This is a genomic window from Amycolatopsis sp. w19 (assembly GCF_051373225.1).
Classification (GTDB): domain Bacteria; phylum Actinomycetota; class Actinomycetes; order Mycobacteriales; family Pseudonocardiaceae; genus Amycolatopsis; species Amycolatopsis japonica.
Window position 1 is genome coordinate 100,899 of sequence record NZ_JBPQFM010000017.1, and the last position, 14,360, is coordinate 115,258.

Genomic DNA, 14,360 nt, shown 5'->3' on the forward strand with positions numbered 1-14,360 from the left:
GGCCCGAACTCAGAAAACGAGATGGAATATGTCGTTGAGCAGTTTCGAAACCGGGATCACCCCGGAAGCGAGCGACAACACCCGGATCGCGGTCCCCTGGATGGGATACGGCTTTTCGCGAGCGAGCTGCTCGGCTTCGAGCAGGACCAGACGCGCTTCGACGTTGTTCCCCCGTTCCAGCAGCTCCCGGATCTCCTGATTCAATCTGATCAACTTGAGTCTCACGGTATTGGCGAACGTCCTCGCCACGCCGAGCCGGAGCGTGGACACCAGCAGCATGTTCAGCACGGTACCGCCGAGTGCGACGAAAACCAGGATCCCGGTGATGGTGTTCCGGACCAACGGGATCGCCTCCGGATCACGCAGGATGTAGATGAGCGCGATGACCGAACAGATGAAGGAGATCGAGGAGACGTAGGCGATGGCGATGATGCGGCCGATCGGGCGCCAGCCGTGGTCCCGGTCCACGCGGGCGGGGACGTGCCGGAAGACCATCAAGCCCGGAGCCGTGCGGAAGATCTTGGACAGGTGGTAGTAAAGGTAGGCCTGACAGCAGGCGAAGTACGTTCCGAGGGATCCGACCACGGTCCATGAGATCGCCATACCGGGGTTTCTTTCCCAAGAAGCCCACCAGCTGTCACGGAATCCGTCGCGAACGGCGCCGCTCGGCCGCGCATCGCCCTGTATCGAGGCCATGGCCTTGAACAGGTGGTTGTTTTCGACGACCCAGAGATAGAAACAAGTTCCCACGGTGAAGACCAACGCCAGCAGCAGAAGTTGCCAGCGAAGCCGGACCCTGAGCCAGCGCCCGATGCGCTCGTAGTGGACCTTCATCGGCTCACGCTCGAGCTGATCGGCCGCGAACAGGCTGCGTTCTCCGTGTGAGAGCTGGATATCGAGAGACCTCAGCCTGCGTACGAGCAGCACGTAGTTGATCACGGCCACTTCCGAAGTGATCCCGAGTGCGATGCTGGGGATATCGGCGCTGAAAGGCAGTCTGACGCAGGCGACTCCGCTCGCGTCAGGGCCGAAAAGGGTCAGCCGGACGATCCGGCCGAACCCGCAGCCCGCCGCGGCGAAGTCTCCGGACAGGATCGTCGACGCCGTCATGTAGAGCATGATGGCGGGGAGGACCATGACGATTCCGACTTCCCACGCCAGGCGCGACGGCCGCGAGGGTCTTTTCCCGTTCACGACAGCGCCGTCCCGAACAGGACGGCCAAGGTCTCGCGAGGACGCTCCACATGCGGGAAATGAGCGGAGTCACCGACAAGGACCGTTTTCGCGCTTTCGCAGATCGCGGCCAAGCGCACCATGTCACGGGGCGGAACCAATTTGTCCTCGACACCGAAGGCCGCGTGGATGGGACAGCTGATCTCCGACCAGTGCTGATCGGGGTCGTAGTCGAGGCCGTTCTGCGCGGCGAGGACGAACTGATCCGGCCGCATCCCCTTGACCAGCGACTTGCGAAAGCTCTTGCCGATCCCCCAAGGATGAGCGAGGAAACCGTTGAGCGCCAGCGGGAGCAGACCGATCGCGCTGCCGACCTTGACCATGCGCAGCCCCGGCCTTCCCAGCGCGGCCAGCACGCTTTGCATCCAGTACGCGATGGCGACCTTTTTCAGGAGAACGAGGCTTCGCAACGGATTCTGCACCGTTTCGATCACGGAGAAGTACGCTCCCGCCACCAGATGGACGGACCTGATCCGGTCGTCACCCCGGCCTGCCATGTCCAGCACCAGGAACCCGCCCATCGAGTGCCCGACCAGACGGCACGAGTGATAGCCGCAATCGGCGACCAGCTCCATCAGTACCCGGCCCACCTCACCGCTTTCCAGATCGGACTTGCGGTTCTGGGATTCCCCGAATCCCGGAAGGTCGACGAGGATGACGTCGCCAAGGTCGACACCGTCCTTCTCGGCTTGCCGCAAAAGCGGCGTCCAGGTCGACCAATCGTTGGCCACCCCGTGCACGAACAGTGTCACCTGAGTACCGGATCTCGCTTCCTCGGCGGTTCGCACATAGTGCAATTCCCCGAACGCGGTGGAGGCGGCCCCGCGAACCAAACCGAGGCATTCCGGCTCCAGTTCCAGTTCGAACGGGAAATAGCCGTCCCGGTTCTTCATCCGACCTCCATGCTCGACGGCGCCTGCCGGAGGAGTCGCCTCGAAGGTGCGTTCCGCAACCCGCGAAGAAGATCGAGGCTTCCACGGTTACCGACTTGTGACCCTCACCGTCGGTGACGGCGGCGTTCCCGGGCGCTGATGGACGCCGGGCGGCGTCGGCGTCCACCGGAATATGTCGGTGCCTCCCGGTAGTTTCCCCACCATGGCCACATTGGTGAGTTTTCACGCCCACCCCGACGACGAGTGCATCGTCGCGGGAGGCGTCATGCGCAAGGCCTTCGAGGAAGGTCACCGTGTCGTGCTCGTCGTCGCGACCAGGGGGGAGGTCGGCGAGGTGCCGGACGGTTTCCTCGACGACGGAGAGGAGTTGTGGCAGCGCCGCGTGCAGGAGACGCACGCATCCGCCGAGGTCCTGGGGGCCAAGCGGGTGGAGTTCCTGGGGTACACCGATTCCGGCATGATGGGCGAGCCGCGCAACGACGTGCCCGGCACGTTCTGGCAGGCCGACGTCGAGGAGGCCGCGCAGCGGCTGGCCGCGATCCTGCGCGAGGAGCAGGCCGACGTCCTGACCGTCTACGACGACAACGGCGGCTACGGGCATCCGGACCACATCCAGGTGCACCGCGTCGGGATGCGCGCGGCCGAGCTGGCCGGCACGCCGCGGGTCTACGAGGCGACGAGCAACAGTGACGAGATGCGCCGCGGCATGGAGGAGGCGGTGCGGACCGGGCAGGTGAAGGCCGAGGACCTTCCCGAGTTCGAGGACGGTTCCGAATTCGGCAAGCCGGAGGCGATCCTGACGGCGAGGGTCGACGTCACCGCGTACCTGCCTGCCAAGCGGGCCGCGATGCGCGCGCACGCCAGTCAGATCAGCGAGGACTCGTTCTTCCTGGCGATGCCCGACGAGGCTTTCGCGCAGGCGTTCGGCGTCGAGTGGTTCATCCGTGCCGGGCAGGGTCCGGGCATCACGGAGACCGACCTCATGGCGGGTCTCTGACCGACAGGCATGCGGTACTGGACCTTCACACCTTCCCCAGTACATGAAGGCCCCCATCCTTGCGCCTAAGTACAGGAAGGGGGCCTTCATGTACCTCAGCTTCAGGCGGTGGCGGCGGTGACGTCGAGTTCGACGAGCTGCCCGGGGTAGCCGAGCTGCGCGACGCCGAGCAGGGTGCTCGCGGTGGTGAAGGCCTCCCCGATCGCCGACTCGACGAACCGGTCCCACACCGCCGAGAGGACGTCCGCGTCCGGCGTCACCACGTAGATCACCGTGCGCACGACGTCCGCCGGGGTCGCCTTGGCGAAGGCGAGCGCGGCGGCGGTGTTCGCGACGACCTGGTCGACCTGCGCGAGCACGTCTCCTTCGACGACCTTGCCGTCTTCGGCGAGCGGGCATTGGCCGGCGAGGTGGACGTCCCTCCGGCCTTCGACGATGGTCACGTGGTGGTAGGTGGGAGTGGGGTGCAGACCGGGCGGATGGTGGCGTTCAATGGTCACGAGCCGCATCCTCACCGAGGCGGTCGCGACGGGACAACCGGATTTCACGGGGGAGCCATGCGCAGGACGATCGACTGGACCGGTGACGCGGTCACGATCATCGACCAGACCGTTCTACCCGCCGAGTATCGCGTGCTCGAATTGCGCACGGTCGGCGAACTCGTCACCGCCATCCAGCGGCTCGCGGTACGCGGGGCGCCGGCGCTCGGCGCGGCGGGGGCGCTCGGCGTCGTGCTCGCCACCCGCGCGCAGGGCGACGTCGAGGCCGAGGCGCGCCGTGTCGCCCAGGCGCGGCCTACGGCGGTCAACCTGAGCTGGGGCGTTTCCCGCGCCCTCGCGAAGCTCCCGGAGGGGCCGGAAGCCGTTCTCGCCGAAGCCCTGGCGGTCCTCGACGAGGACGAGCGGATCAACCACGAGGCCTCCCGGCTGGCGGCCGACGTGGTGATCGAGCACTGCGGGCGGCGGCCGTTGCGGCTGCTGAGCCACTGCAACGCCGGCCACCTCGCGACGGTCGCCTGGGGCAGCGCGCTCGGCGTCGTCTGGCATCTGCAGGCTCGCGGCCTGGTCGAGTCCGTGCTCGTCGACGAGACCAGGCCGCTGTTGCAGGGTGCCCGCCTGACCGCTTGGGAACTGGCCGAAGCCGGTGTCCCGTACCGGATTCAGCCCGACGGCGCGGCCGCCGCGGCGATGAGCCGGGGCCTGGTCGACTGCGTCCTCGTCGGCGCCGACCGGATCGCCGCCAACGGCGACGTCGCCAACAAGATCGGCACCTACGGCCTGGCGATCGCGGCGAAGCACCACGGCATCCCGTTCGTGGTCGTCGCCCCGTCGTCCACTGTGGACACCGCGATGCCGGACGGCGCCGGGATCGTGATCGAGGAACGCGATCCCGGCGAGATCCTGGCCTTCGGCGGCACGAAGGTCGCGCCCGAAGGCGCGGAAGTGTTCAACCCCGCCTTCGACGTGACGCCGCACGGGCTGATCACCGCGGTGGTGACCGAGCACGGAATCCTGAAACCCTAGAAGGATTCCAGGCAGGACGGCTCGCGGTCGGCGGCGAACGCGGCCGTCGTCCGCGAAACCGCGCCGGCGGTCCGCTCCTTGATCCGGCCCGCCGCGGCCAGGGTGCTCGGCCTGGTCCCGCCGAGGAAGATGGCGCCGAGGTCGGTGACGTCCAGTTCGAGATCCGGCGCGCCCTCCACGCGCGTCACTTCCGCGTGGCCGTCGGCGTCGGTGACGAGCCGCCAGGTCCCGGCGTTCCACGGGCAGAAGGCGTCGCGTACGCCGAACACCAGGTCCACCGGTCCGTTGTAGCGCCGGGTGACGAGGGCTCGATCGACGTCGACGAGCCGGAGCCACAGGGAATCGCCGCCGGACCGGGTCATGGCACGCGGGTTGGCGAGCAGATGAACGAGCGGTTCGTCGAGAGCGGCCAACACCTCCACCGTGACGACGAGGTCGTAGTCCAGCAGGAAGCGGTACAGCGTCGCGTACGCCTCCGGCGTGGTCGCGACCAGTTCCTGCACGCTCAGGATCCCGCGCGGGCCCTCTTCGTTCCAGTCGTTCTTCACCCGGTAGATCACGTAGCCGTCGGGCAGGACGGCGAACCTCAGCGCGGTCGCGCCGTTCCTCCGCCGTTCCGGGTCGTCGAGGTTGAACTCCCACGTCGCCCCTGGCCGGTCCAGCGCGCCGACCCGTTGGGGCGCTTCCTTTTCGTAGATCGCCTTGATCAGCGGGATCGCCTGCTCGCGGCCGATTTCGCGCACCCGCTCGGTTTCGAGTTCGACACCGGGCCGGAACGCGGATTTCGCGCGGATCTTCGCGCGGTAGAACTGCGCCGCGAGCCCGTATCCGAAGCGGGGGTAGATGACGGCCTCGGACGCCCACAACGCGGCGATCGGTTCGCGGCCCTCGTCGTGCAGGCCGTGCAGCTGCGCCCGCATGACCCGGGTGAGCGCGCCCCGCCGCCGATGCCCCGGCGCGACACCGACCGATGTGATCCCCGCGAACGGCGTCGGCCCCGCACCGGGAACGGTGATCTTCCGGGTGAGGATCTCCCCCATCCCGATCAGTTCGTCGCCTTCGAAGACGCCGTGTGAACGCTCGGGTTCGAACACCAGCCCTTCGCGGTATTGGAACCCTTCCGAAGGATCGGCGAGGAAAGCACGCGCCAGCATGTCCGAGAGTGCGGGCAGGTCGTCGGTGGTCAGGGTGCGGAGGGTCAAGCCGTCATCGCTCACCCTGTTCGTACTACGCCCCTTCACCGACGACCGCCACGCCTTTTTCGAAGCAAGCACGGAAGGGCGGCGTTCAGGGCCTCGGCCCGATCACCTCACCCTTTTCCATCACCTCGATGGCCATCGCGGGGCAGGAATCCGCCGCGTCGAGCACCGTCTCGTCCGGATCCACCTCCCCCTTGACCGCTGTCGCCACGGCGCCTTCGAGTTCGAAGACCTCCGGCATCAGCGCCGCGCACATCCCCGAGCCGATGCACGTGTTGCCATCGACCTCGACTTTCCAGCTCATGCTCACCATCCGATCGGCATGGAGCGGGGGCCCCGCACCAGCATCTGGGTCTTCCACACGATATCGCCGTCGAGGTGCAGCCCGGGGAGGTCTCGCAGCAGCGCCTTCAGTGCCTCCTGCAGTTCGAGCCTGGCCAGCGGAGCGCCGAGGCAGTGGTGCACGCCGTGCCCGAAACCGAGGTGGGGATTGGCTTCCCTGCCGAATTCGAGGGTTTCCGCCGACCTGAACTGGAGCCCGTCCCGGTTGGCGGCGCCGATCGCGACCATCACCGGCTCACCCTCCTTCACCAGCACGTCACCCACTTGGATGTCTTCGGTGGCGTAGCGAGCGAAGCCGGCTCCGGCCCCCAGCGGGACGAACCGCAGCAGTTCCTCCACCGCGGCCGGGATCAGGTCCAGGTCCGCACGCAGACGGGCGAGCTGCTCCGGCTGTTCGAGCAGGGCGTAGACGAAGTTGGGGATCTGGCTGGCGGTGGTCTCGTGCCCGGCGATCAGGATGCCGATGCACATGTCGACCAGTTCCAGCTCGCTCAGCCGGTCGCGGACGTCGCGCGCCTCGATCAGCGCGGTCATCAGATCGTCCTGCGGCTCGGCGCGGTGCTGCTCGACGAGCACGTGCATGTACGCCCGCAGCTCGTCCTGGTTGGCCATCATCTCTTCGGTGGTCAGCGGGCTGGTGGACAACGCGGCGTCGCTCCACACGCGGAACTTCGGCCGGTCCTCGACCGGGACGCCGAGCAGTTCGCAGATCACCGCGACCGGGATCGGCAGCGCGTAGTCCTCGACCAGGTCCGCGGGCTGTCCCTTGGCCTTCATGTCCTCGATCAGACCGGCCGCCAGTTCGGCGACGCGCGGGCGCAGCAGTTCGACGCGGCGCATGGTGAACGCCTTCGCGACCAGCGTGCGCAACCGGGTGTGATCCGGCGGGTCCATGCTCAGGATCCCGCCGGGGCGCCTGCCGGGCGCCATCCGCGGCTCGTCCTTCTCCGCCGCCATCGCCCGGGAGAACCGCCGGTCGCCCAGCACGAAACGGGCGTCGGCGTACCGGGTGGCGAGCCACGCCGGCTCACCGTGCGGGAGCCGGACGCGGAGCATGCCCTTGGTGGCGCGTGCCGCCGCGTACGCCTCGTTGAGTTCGAGGCCGGCGTCCTCGTTGAAGGGATAGGCGACGAATTCGGTGTCTGTGGTGGTCATTTGTCCGGAAACCCCCCGGCTCGGCGGTTTGTAAGCAACTGCTTACAACGCTAACCATGATCACGCTGAGCGTCAATGCGCCTACCGTGCGACGCCCGGCTAGCCTTTGCCGATGACGGAAGAACCGCAGGTCCGCAAGCGCGACGCGGCCGCGACCAGGGCGGCCCTGCTCGACGCGGCGGCGGCTCTCTTCGCCGAACGCGGCTTCGACCGGACGACCGTGCGCGACATCGCGAAACTCGCCGGTGCCAACCAGGCCCTGCTGTTCCGCTACTTCGGGTCGAAGGACGCGCTGTTCGAGGAGGTCCTGGCGCGCGGCGGACGCGAGCAGATCGCCACCACCCCACCGGACGAACTGCTCGGGACGGCGTTGCGCAGCATGCTGGAATCCGACACCGGCCGCGACCGCACCCTCGACGCGTACCTGCGCTCGACCGGGCACGACAGCGCCGCGGCCGCGGTCCGGCGGCAGCTCGGCGAGGAGTACGCGAAGGTGCTCGCCACGTTGAGCGACGCCGACGACGCGGAACTGCGGGCCGACCTCGTCCTCGCCTGGTTGCTCGGGATCGGCCTGGTCCGCGACATCACCGGCAAGGAACCGCTGGCCAGCGCGGATCCCGACGACGTCTGCCGTCTGGTGCTCGGCGCGGCGCGGACTCTGCTGGAGCGCAGCGGGTAATTGCGTCGCCGTCCACGACGCACTGTTCTACGGTCGGGCCGTGATCACGTTCCCGCCCGCCGGTACCGAAGCCGAGTTCGACGCGCTGACCAGGCAAGACCTGCTCCCCGCCGTGAGGTCGCTCGGCTTCGGCGAAGCCGTCCCGTTCACCGAGGGCTCGCTGCCGGTCTACGCGGTCGGCGACGATCTGGTTCTCAAGCTGTTCCCGCCGGTGCATCTGGGCGAACTCCCCACCGAGCGGACGATGCTCGAAGTCCTGCACGGGAAGTTGCCGATCCCGACCCCCGCCGTGCACGAGGCCGGAGAGCGGGACGGCTGGGGCTACGTGCTCATGGAACGCCTGCGCGGCGAAACATTGAAGGACGCCTGGCCGAAACTGTCCACAGAGGACAAACACCGGCTCGCGCCCGAACTCGGCGAGGCGCTGGCCGCCCTGCATTCGCTGCGCGACCCGCGCCTCGACGTCCTCGGCCCGCCGGACTGGGCCGCGTTCGTCGCCGGACAACGCGCGAAGGTCGTCGAGCATCACCGGCGGACCGGGCTCGACGAAAGCTGGATCATGCAGATCCCGGCGTTCCTCGATTCCGTCGAGCTGGGCAGCCCGCCGGTCGTCCCGCTGCACACCGAATTCATGCGCGACCATCTCATGGTCACCCACGACGGCGGCCGTCCGCGGCTGACCGGGCTCTTCGACTTCGAACCGGCCATGCGGGGCGCGGCCGAGTACGACTTCGTCGCCGTGGGCCTGTTCGTTTCCGGCGGGGACAAGGATTTCCTGCGGCGGCTGCTCACCGGATACGGCGTCGAGCCGGACGAAGACTTCTCCCGGCGCTGCCTGGCATACGCGCTTTTGCACGTATACAGCAACTTCACCTGGTACCTCGGGGTTCTCCCAGCGCCGGAGGAACCGACTCTGGAAAGCCTCAGCCGCGCTTGGTGGTAGCCCAGGTCACCGGTACCTCCTCGGGGCCGCGGATCGAAAGCGGCGGACGCCAGGTGATGGCCGAGGCGGGAACCGCGAGATCCAGTCCCGGGAGCCCGTCGAGCAGGGTCCGGAACGCGATCTCCCCTTCGAGGCGGGCCAGGGCAGCGCCGAGGCAGAAGTGGAGGCCGTGCCCGAAGCCGAGTTGCGGCGCGTTCCGCCGCCGGATGTCGAACCGGGACGCACCGGGAAAGGCGGCTTCGTCACGGTTCGCCGCGCCGGTGTGCGCCAGCACCGCCTCACCGCGCCGGACCGGGCCGGCGCTCAGTTCGACGTCTTCCAGCGCGACCCGGAGCAGCGACGCGTCGGCCGGTCCGTCGAACCGCATGATCTCCTCGACGGCCCCCTCCGTCAGGCTCGGATCGGAACGCAGCGCGGCGAGCTGATCCGGATGTCCCGTCAGCAGCACGATCCCGGTCGCGATCAGGCTGACCGTGGTCTCGTGCCCGGCGAGCAGGAGCTGGGTGGCGAGATCGATCAGCTCGGCCTCGGTGAGCCGGTCGCCGTCCTCGTCGCGAGCGTGCACGAGGACGCTCAGCAGGTCCTCCCCCGGCGTCTCCCGTTTGACGGCGACGAGCGCCGCCATGTCGTCCGCCCCGTCACGCCGGGCCTGCGCCACTTCCTCCGGGCTGTACGCCATCGGCGTGACGATCACGCGCGACCATTGGCGGAACCGTTCCCTGCCTTCGTAAGGGACGCCGAGGATCTCGCACATGACCGCGGTGGGCAGTGGGAAGGCGAACATCTCCACGAGATCCGCCGGCGGACCGTGCTCGGCCATCGCCCGCAGGAGCGTGTCGGCGATCTGCTGGATCCGCGGCCGGAGCCCGGCGATCCGGCGGACGGTGAAGGCCTGCGCCGTCAGCTTCCGCAGGCGCGTGTGATCCGGCGGATCCATGTTGAGGATGCTGTGCTCGCCGGTGGAGAAGTCACCCGGTTCGATGAGACACGGCGCGCCCGGGGCGAGCAGGTTCCGGGAGAACCGCGTGTCCGAGAAGATCAGGCGGACGTCTTCGTACCGGGTCACCAGCCAGCCTTCGCAGCCGCTGGGGAAGACGACCCGGGACATCGGCGGATATTCGGCGTAGATCGGGGTCGCGGGGTCGTCCTTCTCCGCGGGATAGGTGGCTGTCATGGAGCATGATGATGAGCGGCGCGGCGCGCGGCCGGAAGGCCCTTCTCACCGGGTGATAATCCCGCGCAGGAACTCCAGATAGGCCGGGCGTTCCGTACCGGGCAGCAGGGTGCCGCCACTCGCCCGCTGCGCCTGGATCAACCCGACGAACGCCGTGTACGCCAGCAAAGCGCGATGGCGGGCTTCGGTTTCCGGGCAGTCCATCTCACGGAAACAGCGGACGATGAACTCGACGCGCCGCGCGGTGACGCCGGCGAGCAGCGGGCCGATCACGGGGTCGCCCGCGTGGGCGAGCAGGGCCAGCTCGGCCCGTTCGTCCTTCGCGCCGAAGACGAGTTCGAAGAGTTCACGCAGCCTTCGGACCGGATCCGAAATCCCGTCCAGCAACGTGATGAGCGCCTCGGTGTGCTGTTCGGCCCACCGGCGCACGGCGGCCTCGACCAGCGCGTCCCGATTCGCGAAATGCCAGTAGAAACTGCCTTTCGTCGTCCCGAGTTTCGCCGCGATGGGCTCGACGGCGATCGCGGCGACGCCGCCTTCGCACAGCGCTTCGAGCGCCGCGTCCGCCCAATCTTCCCGCGCGAGCTTCCGTTTCACGCGGCATACGCTACCGTATGGAAAACCATGCGGCACCGTACGGGAGGCGGACATGCCCTTCGGATCACCCGCGAACTGGGGCGCGACCACGGAAGAACGCCGTCGCGCGCAGCCGGCGGACACCCTGCTCGACGGCCCGGTCGCGCGGTTCGACCGCGCGGTCACCGTGCGGGCGCCCGCCGCGCTCGCCTACCGCTGGCTCTGTCAGATCTCGGTCGCGCCCTACAGCTACGACCTGCTCGACAACCGGGGACGCCGCAGCCCCGGCACCCTCACCCCCGGCGCCGACGAACTCGCTCCCGGCGACACGCTGATCGTGTTCGAACTGACCGAGGTCGACCGCGGGCACAGCCTTACCGGGCGGACCTTCGCCCAGTCCGAGAAGCTGTTCGGCCCGGTGGCCGCCACGTATTCGGTCGAGCCGATCGACGAGCGGTCCTGCCGCATGCTGTGCCGCATCGTCGTGACCTCCGCGGGGTTCGGCGGACGCCTCAAGGAGTTCCTGCTCGGCTGGGGCGACCTCGTCATGATGCGGAAACAGCTGCTGACGTTGAAGAAATACGCCGAACGGGACGCGCGGCTCGGTCACGTCTCGTAAGTTCGGCCGGCTGCCGAAGGACGTCGCGAAAGCCACTTTCGGGACATCAGACGTCGCGAAAGTGGCTTTCGCGACATGCTCCCTTGGGTCCCTGGGCCGGCCGCCGCTTCCGGCTCGCCGACGTTGCGAAAGCCACTTTCGCAACGTTGAAGGTTGCGAAAGTGGCTTTCGCAACACGCCGAACGCGACGCCCGGCTAGGGCAGCGCGCGCCTTAACAGCTCGGCCAGGTGCAAAGCCCGCCGTCCGTCGAGCTGCTCGATCTGCGTCCGGCAGCTGAAGCCGTCCGCGACCACCTCGGTGCCCTCGGCCGCGGCACGGATCGCGGGCAGCATGCGGTCTTCGGCGCAGGCGACGGAAACGTCGTAGTGCCCGCGTTCGAAGCCGAAGTTGCCCGCCAGTCCGCAGCAACCGGAGTCCATTGTGGAATTGTGGACACCTGCGGCGCGCATGGCGGCCTCGTCGGCGTCGAAGCCGAGCACGGCGTGCTGGTGACAGTGCACCTGGCTGAGCGCCTCGACGTCCAGCGCGCGGAATTCGAGCGGCGAATCCTCGACGAGTTCGGCGAAGGTCCTGGTCCGTTCGGCGAGCAGTTCCGCCACCGGGTCGCCGGGGAGCAACGCCGGGAGGTCACCACGGAAGAGGGCCGTGCAGCTCGGCTCCAGCCCGGCCACCAGATACCCCGACCGCAGATACGGTTCGAGCACGGAAAGCGTGTGGCGCAACACCTTCTTCGCCACGTCGAGCTGCCCGGTCGACACCCAGGTGAGGCCGCAGCAGACACCGCGATCGGGCAGGACGACGTCGTAGCCCGCGGCGGTGAGCACCTCCGCCGCGGCGTCGAGGACGTCCGGCGTGAGGTAGTTGTTGAAGGAGTCGGGCCACAGCACCACGGGCCGGACACCGGTCGCCCAGCGTTTGAGATCCGCACGGCGCCGGGTGAACGGCGCCGTCGCGAACGTCGGCAGATCCCGTTCCGGCGCGATCCCGCCGAACTTCTTCAGCAGCCCGGAGAACCGGCGCGACATCGTGTTCGCCAGCCGGGGCGCGAGCGACGCCGCGCGCAGCCATAACGGCAGCCAGCCCATCGAGTAGTGCGACGCCGGGCGGATCCGTCCTTTGTGGTGCTGGTGCAGGAATTCCGCCTTGTAGGTCGCCATGTCGACGTCGACCGGGCAATCGGACAGGCAGCCTTTGCACGACAGGCAGAGATCCAGCGCCTCGGCGACTTCCTCGGAGCGCCAGCCGTCGGTGATCAGTTCACCGTTCACCATCTCGGCGAGCAGATGCGCGCGGCCCCGCGTCGAATGTTTCTCCTCGCGCGTGGCGCGGTAACTCGGGCACATCACGCCCGCCCCGGTGGTGTTGCGGCATTTCCCGACGCCGACGCAGCGCCGCATCGCCTGCCCGAAACTCCCGCGGTCCTCCGGGTACGCGAGCGCGGTGACGTCTTCGAGCTCCAGCGGCGCGCGCCGCACGCGGAGATCGGCGTCGACCGGCCTGGGGTTCACCAGGATGCCGGGGTTCATCATGCCCGCCGGATCGAAGATCCCCTTGAACCGCGCGAAAAGCGCGAGGATCTCGGGACTGTACATCCGGGACAGCAGCTCCGAACGCGCCTGGCCGTCGCCGTGCTCCCCCGACAGCGAGCCGCCGTGCGCGGCGACCAGGTCCGCCGCCTCTTCCAGGAACGACCGGAATCCCGCGATCCCTCGCGGCGAAAGAAGATCGAAGTCCAGCCGCAGATGCAGGCAGCCCTCGCCATAGTGGCCGTAGACGACGCTCTTGCGCCCGTGCTCGCGCATGAGCTGCTTGAACTCCCGCAAGTAGGCGCCCAACCGCTCGGGCGGAACGGCCGCGTCCTCCCAGCCGGGCCAGGCCTCCTCTCCCCTGGCCAACCGGGTCGCGAGACCGGCGCCCTCCTCCCGGATCCGCCACAGCCGCTTCTGCGCGGCCGCGTCGTCCAGCAGCGCGGATCCGGTCAGCGCGCCGCGGAGCCCGTCGATCAGCCCGCGGGCCTGGTCCGGGTCGGCCATTTCGACGAACAGCCAGGCGCCACCGGGCGGCAGGCCGTCGGCACGACCGGGCTCCAGCAGGGCGACCAGGTCCGCGTCGACGCCTTCGACGGTCAGCGGCGACCACGGCAGGATCGCCGGGACGGCGTCGGCCGCGGCGATGTCGGATTCGAAGCCGAGCACCGCGAGCACCTTGCGTTCCGGCAGCTGGGCGAGCGAGACCGTCGCCTCCAGCACGGTGACACAGGTGCCCTCGCTGCCGACCAGTGCCTTGGCGACGTCGAAACCGTTCTCCGGCAACAGGTGTTCCAGACCGTACCCGGAGACCCGCCTGCTGAAGGAGGACAGTTCGGTGCGCAGCAAAGCCAGGTTGTCCCGGACCAGCGCGCGCAACTCGGAGAAGACCCGCCCTTCGGTGCCGGGCTCGGCCGCTCGGGCGTCCACTTCGGACGGTGAGGTCGGCCCGACGGTAAGCCGCGTGCCGTCGTAGAGCAGCACGTCCAGTTCGCGGACGACGTCGACCGTGCGGCCCCAGGCCACCGAATGCGAACCGCAGGCGTTGTTGCCGATCATCCCGCCGATCGTGCAGCGAGAATGCGTCGACGGGTCGGGGCCGAACCGGAGCCCGTGCGGCGCGGCGAGCCGCTGGAGGTCGTCGAGGACGGTGCCCGGGGCGACCCTCGCCGTGCGCGCCGCCGGGTCGAGGTCGAGCACCCCGCCGAGATGACGCGAAGTGTCGATCACGACGCCCGGCCCGCACGAGTTGCCCGCGACGCTGGTGCCGCCGCCGCGGGCGATCACCGGCAGCCCGGCCCGGCGGCACGCGGCGACGGCCTCGATCACCTCGTCGACGCTCCGCGGCAGCACCACACCCTTCGGCACGTGCCGGTAGTTGGAGGCATCGGTCGTGTACAGCGCCAGTGTCGCGGCGTCGGCCAGGATCTCCACGGGTCCATTCAAGACAACCGCGGCCGGAAACGCATCGGTGAACCTCTCCGGCCGGGTGTGTCGGAA

At 68.7% G+C, this 14,360-nt stretch carries 14 protein-coding genes; 5 read left to right on the forward strand and 9 right to left on the reverse strand.

Translation table 11 applies throughout. The features are described 5' to 3' along the window. Positions 1 to 9: 9 nt before the first annotated feature. Positions 10 to 1,137 carry a hypothetical protein gene (locus tag ACSMFO_RS28700; RefSeq protein ID WP_436461183.1) on the reverse strand — a complete coding sequence of 376 codons (1,128 nt, stop codon included), beginning with the start codon at positions 1,135 to 1,137 and terminating at the stop codon, positions 10 to 12. Positions 1,138 to 1,190: 53 nt separating this feature from the next. Continuing rightward, a complete protein-coding gene (locus ACSMFO_RS28705; protein ID WP_436461184.1) occupies positions 1,191 to 2,126 on the reverse strand; it encodes an alpha/beta fold hydrolase in 936 nt (311 codons plus the stop codon). A 202-nt stretch (positions 2,127 to 2,328) separates the two neighbouring features. Between ACSMFO_RS28705 and ACSMFO_RS28710 the strand changes: the two genes are divergently transcribed. After that, complete coding sequence (locus ACSMFO_RS28710; RefSeq protein ID WP_436461185.1) at positions 2,329 to 3,123, forward strand: PIG-L family deacetylase; 795 nt, start codon at positions 2,329 to 2,331, stop codon at positions 3,121 to 3,123. A gap of 101 nt (positions 3,124 to 3,224) precedes the next feature. Here ACSMFO_RS28710 and ACSMFO_RS28715 read toward each other — a convergent pair whose 3' ends face one another. Beyond that, entirely contained in the window at positions 3,225 to 3,623 is a 399-nt protein-coding gene (locus tag ACSMFO_RS28715; protein ID WP_038524161.1) for a RidA family protein, read from the reverse strand. Positions 3,624 to 3,680: 57 nt separating this feature from the next. On the opposite strand from ACSMFO_RS28715, the gene mtnA reads away from it, so the two are divergent. Beyond that, positions 3,681 to 4,646, forward strand: coding sequence for an S-methyl-5-thioribose-1-phosphate isomerase (mtnA, locus tag ACSMFO_RS28720; RefSeq protein WP_436461186.1), 966 nt, complete (start codon positions 3,681 to 3,683; stop codon positions 4,644 to 4,646). On the opposite strand, the gene ACSMFO_RS28725 is transcribed toward mtnA, so the two are convergent. From ACSMFO_RS28725 to ACSMFO_RS28735, 3 genes are all read right to left on the reverse strand, one after another. Next, the gene (locus ACSMFO_RS28725) at positions 4,643 to 5,848 is read right to left on the reverse strand and encodes a GNAT family N-acetyltransferase (RefSeq protein ID WP_436461187.1); all 1,206 of its coding nucleotides are present in this window, start codon (positions 5,846 to 5,848) and stop codon (positions 4,643 to 4,645) included. The two genes, mtnA and ACSMFO_RS28725, sit on opposite strands and share 4 nt — an antisense overlap. 85 nt (positions 5,849 to 5,933) lie before the next feature. Beyond that, positions 5,934 to 6,149 carry a ferredoxin gene (locus ACSMFO_RS28730; RefSeq protein ID WP_436461188.1) on the reverse strand — a complete coding sequence of 72 codons (216 nt, stop codon included), beginning with the start codon at positions 6,147 to 6,149 and terminating at the stop codon, positions 5,934 to 5,936. 2 nt (positions 6,150 to 6,151) lie between these two features. Continuing rightward, on the reverse strand, positions 6,152 to 7,342 hold the full coding sequence (locus ACSMFO_RS28735) for a cytochrome P450 (RefSeq protein WP_436461189.1): 1,191 nt from the start codon (positions 7,340 to 7,342) through the stop codon (positions 6,152 to 6,154). A gap of 112 nt (positions 7,343 to 7,454) precedes the next feature. On the opposite strand from ACSMFO_RS28735, the gene ACSMFO_RS28740 reads away from it, so the two are divergent. Both ACSMFO_RS28740 and ACSMFO_RS28745 read left to right on the forward strand, forming a co-directional pair. Then, positions 7,455 to 8,021, forward strand: a complete 567-nt coding sequence (locus ACSMFO_RS28740) for a TetR/AcrR family transcriptional regulator (RefSeq protein WP_038517748.1) — start codon at positions 7,455 to 7,457, stop codon at positions 8,019 to 8,021. 40 nt (positions 8,022 to 8,061) lie between these two features. Further along, positions 8,062 to 8,964, forward strand: coding sequence for a phosphotransferase (locus ACSMFO_RS28745; RefSeq protein ID WP_436461190.1), 903 nt, complete (start codon positions 8,062 to 8,064; stop codon positions 8,962 to 8,964). On the opposite strand, the gene ACSMFO_RS28750 is transcribed toward ACSMFO_RS28745, so the two are convergent. Together ACSMFO_RS28750 and ACSMFO_RS28755 are read right to left on the reverse strand one after the other, a co-directional pair. Next, positions 8,945 to 10,138 (reverse strand): cytochrome P450, encoded by a 1,194-nt coding sequence (locus tag ACSMFO_RS28750; protein ID WP_436461191.1) that lies wholly within the window; start codon positions 10,136 to 10,138, stop codon positions 8,945 to 8,947. The genes ACSMFO_RS28745 and ACSMFO_RS28750 overlap by 20 nt on opposite strands. A 45-nt stretch (positions 10,139 to 10,183) precedes the next feature. After that, complete coding sequence (locus ACSMFO_RS28755) at positions 10,184 to 10,735, reverse strand: TetR/AcrR family transcriptional regulator (RefSeq protein WP_436461192.1); 552 nt, start codon at positions 10,733 to 10,735, stop codon at positions 10,184 to 10,186. A gap of 52 nt (positions 10,736 to 10,787) precedes the next feature. On the opposite strand from ACSMFO_RS28755, the gene ACSMFO_RS28760 reads away from it, so the two are divergent. Continuing rightward, positions 10,788 to 11,333, forward strand: a complete 546-nt coding sequence (locus ACSMFO_RS28760; protein ID WP_436461193.1) for a hypothetical protein — start codon at positions 10,788 to 10,790, stop codon at positions 11,331 to 11,333. Positions 11,334 to 11,528: 195 nt separating this feature from the next. Here the strand turns inward: ACSMFO_RS28760 and ACSMFO_RS28765 are convergent, their stop codons facing one another. Next, the gene (locus tag ACSMFO_RS28765; RefSeq protein ID WP_436461194.1) at positions 11,529 to 14,294 is read right to left on the reverse strand and encodes an FAD-binding and (Fe-S)-binding domain-containing protein; all 2,766 of its coding nucleotides are present in this window, start codon (positions 14,292 to 14,294) and stop codon (positions 11,529 to 11,531) included. Positions 14,295 to 14,360 lie beyond the last annotated feature (66 nt).

Coding starts and splice junctions, on each gene's coding strand:
- mtnA (WP_436461186.1), top strand. CDS start 3,681: ATGCGCAGGACGATCGACTGGACCGGTGACGCGGTCACGATCATCGAC.
- ACSMFO_RS28705 (WP_436461184.1), bottom strand. CDS start 2,126: ATGAAGAACCGGGACGGCTATTTCCCGTTCGAACTGGAACTGGAGCCG.
- ACSMFO_RS28710 (WP_436461185.1), top strand. CDS start 2,329: ATGGCCACATTGGTGAGTTTTCACGCCCACCCCGACGACGAGTGCATC.
- ACSMFO_RS28700 (WP_436461183.1), bottom strand. CDS start 1,137: ATGGTCCTCCCCGCCATCATGCTCTACATGACGGCGTCGACGATCCTG.
- ACSMFO_RS28730 (WP_436461188.1), bottom strand. CDS start 6,149: ATGAGCTGGAAAGTCGAGGTCGATGGCAACACGTGCATCGGCTCGGGG.
- ACSMFO_RS28735 (WP_436461189.1), bottom strand. CDS start 7,342: ATGACCACCACAGACACCGAATTCGTCGCCTATCCCTTCAACGAGGAC.
- ACSMFO_RS28760 (WP_436461193.1), top strand. CDS start 10,788: ATGCCCTTCGGATCACCCGCGAACTGGGGCGCGACCACGGAAGAACGC.
- ACSMFO_RS28740 (WP_038517748.1), top strand. CDS start 7,455: ATGACGGAAGAACCGCAGGTCCGCAAGCGCGACGCGGCCGCGACCAGG.
- ACSMFO_RS28750 (WP_436461191.1), bottom strand. CDS start 10,138: ATGACAGCCACCTATCCCGCGGAGAAGGACGACCCCGCGACCCCGATC.